Raw genomic sequence first — 5,012 nt, forward strand, 5'->3', positions numbered from 1 at the left:
AGAATAAGGGGTACGTGTACTCTGATGACGGTACCATAAGAATAAGCACCGGCTAACTCCGTGCCAGCAGCCGCGGTAATACGGAGGGTGCAAGCGTTATCCGGAATCATTGGGTTTAAAGGGTCCGTAGGCGGGCATATAAGTCAGTGGTGAAATGCTGTGGCTCAACCATAGCACTGCCATTGATACTGTATGTCTTGAATTATTGTGAAGTGGTTAGAATATGTAGTGTAGCGGTGAAATGCTTAGATATTACATAGAATACCGATTGCGAAGGCAGATCACTAACAATATATTGACGCTGATGGACGAAAGCGTAGGTAGCGAACAGGATTAGATACCCTGGTAGTCTACGCCGTAAACGATGGATACTAGTTGTTTGGCTTTCGGGCTGAGTGACTAAGCGAAAGTGATAAGTATCCCACCTGGGGAGTACGTTCGCAAGAATGAAACTCAAAGGAATTGACGGGGGCCCGCACAAGCGGTGGAGCATGTGGTTTAATTCGATGATACGCGAGGAACCTTACCAGGGCTTAAATGTAGATTGACAGGTTTAGAGATAGACTTTTCTTCGGACAATTTACAAGGTGCTGCATGGTTGTCGTCAGCTCGTGCCGTGAGGTGTCAGGTTAAGTCCTATAACGAGCGCAACCCCTGTTGTTAGTTGCCAGCGAGTGATGTCGGGAACTCTAACAAGACTGCCAGTGCAAACTGTGAGGAAGGTGGGGATGACGTCAAATCATCACGGCCCTTACGTCCTGGGCCACACACGTGCTACAATGGTAGGTACAGAGAGCAGCCACTTAGTGATAAGGAGCGAATCTATAAAACCTATCTCAGTTCGGATCGGAGTCTGCAACTCGACTCCGTGAAGCTGGAATCGCTAGTAATCGGATATCAGCCATGATCCGGTGAATACGTTCCCGGGCCTTGTACACACCGCCCGTCAAGCCATGGAAGCTGGGGGTACCTGAAGTCCGTCACCGCAAGGAGCGGCCTAGGGTAAAACTGGTAACTGGGGCTAAGTCGTAACAAGGTAGCCGTACCGGAAGGTGCGGCTGGAACACCTCCTTTCTAGAGCTTGTCCCTGATTTTCATTCCCACGAAGGTGGGAATCTAATCACACAACCAACTTACTTGTTATAGATGAGAACTTAGTTACAAGGTTTGATTTTTTAGTTTTCAATAGCTGTCGATTTAATAATTTATACGGTCTTAGTATGAGGCTATTTGGTGATTTTATCATCAGAGACATACTGAATACTAGGTACTTTATATAGAGTCCCATAGCTCAGCTGGTTAGAGCGCTACACTGATAATGTAGAGGTCGGCAGTTCGAGTCTGCCTGGGACTACACAAATTAGAAAAACGAAATTAGAAATGTTGCGTTTTTTTAATAGATACGCTTTCGCGAAAGCTTATAACTCGCGATGTTCATTTATCCTGAATTCATTTCAGGATCTTTATTGAAGGAAATTTTAGAAGTTGGGTTTGTTGCGGGTCATGTACTCATAACTCATAACTAATAACTCATAACTAAAAAATGGGGGATTAGCTCAGCTGGCTAGAGCGCCTGCCTTGCACGCAGGAGGTCATCGGTTCGACTCCGATATTCTCCACTTTAAGCTATTAGCATTTGGCTATTAGCTATTATCTAATGGCTAAGAGCCAAAAGCTAATAACGTTCATTGACATATTGGGAAATAAAAAAGAATACGAGAAGTCGTGTATAGTTTATCGACTATATACGCAATTTATAATATAATATGAATAACTCATTATAATACAAAGGCTTTTGCATTTAATGCATAAGTCCTTAAAGAGCAAAAAGTACAATAAGCTAATTAAGGGCGTATGGGGAATGCCTAGGCTCTCAGAGGCGATGAAGGACGTGATAAGCTGCGAAAAGTTGCGGGGATCTGCACACAAGAATTGATCCGCAAATATCCGAATGGGGCAACCTGGCATATTGAAGATATGTTACACCGTAAGGTGGGCGAACCCGGAGAACTGAAACATCTAAGTACCCGGAGGAGAAGAAAACAAAAGTGATTCCGATAGTAGCGGCGAGCGAACTCGGATTAGCCCAAACCAATGTTGTTACGGCAATATTGGGGTTGTAGGACCACGATATTCTGTGCTTTATGAACTAGAACGCTTTGGAAAGAGCGGCCATAGACGGTGATAGCCCGGTATAGGTAAAGACAGTTACAGATAGTGGTATCCTGAGTAGTGCGGGGCACGTGAAACCCTGTATGAATTTGGCGGGACCATCCGTTAAGGCTAAATACTCCTGAGAGACCGATAGTGAACCAGTACCGTGAGGGAAAGGTGAAAAGAACCCTGAATAAGGGAGTGAAATAGAACCTGAAACCATACGCTTACAAGCGGTCGGAGCGATAAGTGACGGCGTGCCTTTTGCATAATGAGCCTACGAGTTACTTTAACTAGCGAGGTTAAGGCCTTCAGGGCCGGATCCGTAGCGAAAGCGAGTCTGAATAGGGCGTTTTAGTTAGTTTGAGTAGACGCGAAACCGTGTGATCTACCCTTGGGCAGGTTGAAGCTTTGTTAACCCAAAGTGGAGGACCGAACCCGTTGACGTTGAAAAGTCTTGGGATGACCTGAGGGTAGGGGTGAAAGGCCAATCAAACTCGGAAATAGCTCGTACTCCCCGAAATGCATTTAGGTGCAGCGTTGATTTATAGTTTTATAGAGGTAGAGCTACTGATTGGATGCGGGGGCTTCACCGCCTACCAATTCCTGACAAACTCCGAATGCTATAAAATGTTGATCAGCAGTGAGGGCATGGGTGCTAAGGTCCATGTCCGAGAGGGAAACAACCCAGACCATCAGCTAAGGTCCCCAAATGTATGTTAAGTTGTAAAAACGCGGTTGAACTGCTTAGACAGCTAGGATGTTGGCTTGGAAGCAGCCATTCATTTAAAGAGTGCGTAACAGCTCACTAGTCGAGCGGTTCGGCATGGATAATAATCGGGCATAAACATACTACCGAAGCTATGGGATCGAAAGATCGGTAGGGGAGCATTCTATATGTATTGAAGTTGTACTGTGAGGTATGGTGGAACGTATAGAAAAGAAAATGTAGGCATAAGTAACGATAATGCGGGCGAGAAACCCGCACACCGAAAGACCAAGGTTTCCTCAGCTATGCTAATCAGCTGAGGGTTAGTCAGGACCTAACGCGAACCCGAACGGGGTAGTGGATGGACAACGGGTTAATATTCCCGTACCTGCTCACATTAAAAGCGACGGATTCGAATAGTTAGTGCGCACAGACGGAATTGTGCGTTGAAGGGAGTAGTAATACCCCGATAGTACACTAAGGCTACGGCCGCGGTGATAATCTAGCGAATCGAGTTCCAAGAAAAGCAAGTGAAGCAGCCTGTACCGTAAACCGACACAGGTGGTTGGGATGAGAATTCTAAGGTGCTCGAGAGATTCATGGCTAAGGAACTAGGCAAAATCGACCCGTAACTTCGGGAGAAGGGTCGCCCATCTTTTAGATGGGCCGCAGTGAAGAGGTCCAGGCGACTGTTTATCAAAAACACAGGGCTCTGCTAAATCGAAAGATGATGTATAGGGCCTGACACCTGCCCGGTGCCGGAAGGTTAAGAGGAGAGCTTAGCGTAAGCGAAGGTTTGAATTGAAGCCCCGGTAAACGGCGGCCGTAACTATAACGGTCCTAAGGTAGCGAAATTCCTTGTCGGGTAAGTTCCGACCTGCACGAATGGTGCAACGATCTGGACACTGTCTCGGCCATGAGCTCGGTGAAATTGTAGTATCGGTGAAGATGCCGATTACCCGCTGTGGGACGAAAAGACCCCGTGAACCTTTACTATAGCTTCGTATTGGCTTTGGATAAATAATGTGTAGGATAGGTGGGAGACTTTGAAGTGGCGTCGCCAGGCGTTGTGGAGTCATTGTTGAAATACCACCCTTTATTTATTTGAAGTCTAACCTCTGATAGAGGAACAGTGCGTGGTGGGTAGTTTGACTGGGGTGGTCGCCTCCAAAAGAGTAACGGAGGCTTCTAAAGGTTCCCTCAACACGGTTGGCAATCGTGTGTAGAGTGTAATGGCATAAGGGAGCTTGACTGAGAGACCTACAAGTCGATCAGGTACGAAAGTAGAGCATAGTGATCCGGTGGTTCCGCATGGAAGGGCCATCGCTCAAAGGATAAAAGGTACTCCGGGGATAACAGGCTGATCTCCCCCAAGAGCTCATATCGACGGGGGGGTTTGGCACCTCGATGTCGGCTCGTCACATCCTGGGGCTGGAGAAGGTCCCAAGGGTTGGGCTGTTCGCCCATTAAAGTGGCACGCGAGCTGGGTTCAGAACGTCGTGAGACAGTTCGGTCTCTATCTACAGTGGGCGTAAGAAATTTGAGTGGATCTGACTCTAGTACGAGAGGACCGAGTTGGACTGACCGCTGGTGTACCTGTTGTTTCGCCAGAAGCATTGCAGGGTAGCTATGTCGGGAAGGGATAAGCGCTGAAAGCATATAAGCGCGAAACCCACCACAAGATGAGATTTCTTTAAAGGGTCGTGGGAGACTACCACGTTGATAGGCTATAGGTGTAAAGGCAGTAATGTCATAGCCGAGTAGTACTAATAACCCGTAAGCTTATGTACAAGCCCCCTCTAACTCCCCCAAAAGGGGAGGACACTTACTCTTATGAGTAATGAGGGGTGCAAACTCTTTAATAGTTTACATTGAGTATTTATATGCTATATAATAGCCTTGTTCTTTTTTATTTTCTAGTATGTTACGATATTTATTCCCGCGAAGGCGGGAATCTCATATTCTCAAGTTCAGAATATGATATGATAAGATTCCCGCCTTCGCGGGAACAAAGACTAAGGTGGTTATAGCGACGGGGCTCACCTCTTCCCATTCCGAACAGAGAAGTTAAGCCCGCCAGCGCCGATGGTACTACAATCGTGGGAGAGTAGGTCGCCGCCTTTTTACGCTGAATTTAATTCAGTGTTTA

General features: G+C 46.7%; 2 tRNA genes and 3 rRNA genes. All 5 read left to right on the forward strand.

The annotated features are described in order from the left end of the window. Positions 1–1,074, forward strand: a 16S ribosomal RNA gene (locus ACFO3O_RS22455); the annotation flags it as partial. 206 nt (positions 1,075–1,280) lie between these two features. Next, a tRNA-Ile gene (locus tag ACFO3O_RS22460) sits at positions 1,281–1,354 on the forward strand. 191 nt (positions 1,355–1,545) lie between these two features. Beyond that, positions 1,546–1,619 (forward strand) — tRNA-Ala (locus tag ACFO3O_RS22465). Positions 1,620–1,834: 215 nt separating this feature from the next. Next, positions 1,835–4,652 (forward strand): 23S ribosomal RNA (locus tag ACFO3O_RS22470). A 227-nt stretch (positions 4,653–4,879) separates the two neighbouring features. After that, positions 4,880–4,987, forward strand: a 5S ribosomal RNA gene (rrf, locus tag ACFO3O_RS22475). Positions 4,988–5,012: the final 25 nt, after the last annotated feature.

Origin of the sequence: Dokdonia ponticola (assembly GCF_042653865.1) — a bacterium.
GTDB lineage: Bacteria > Bacteroidota > Bacteroidia > Flavobacteriales > Flavobacteriaceae > Dokdonia > Dokdonia ponticola.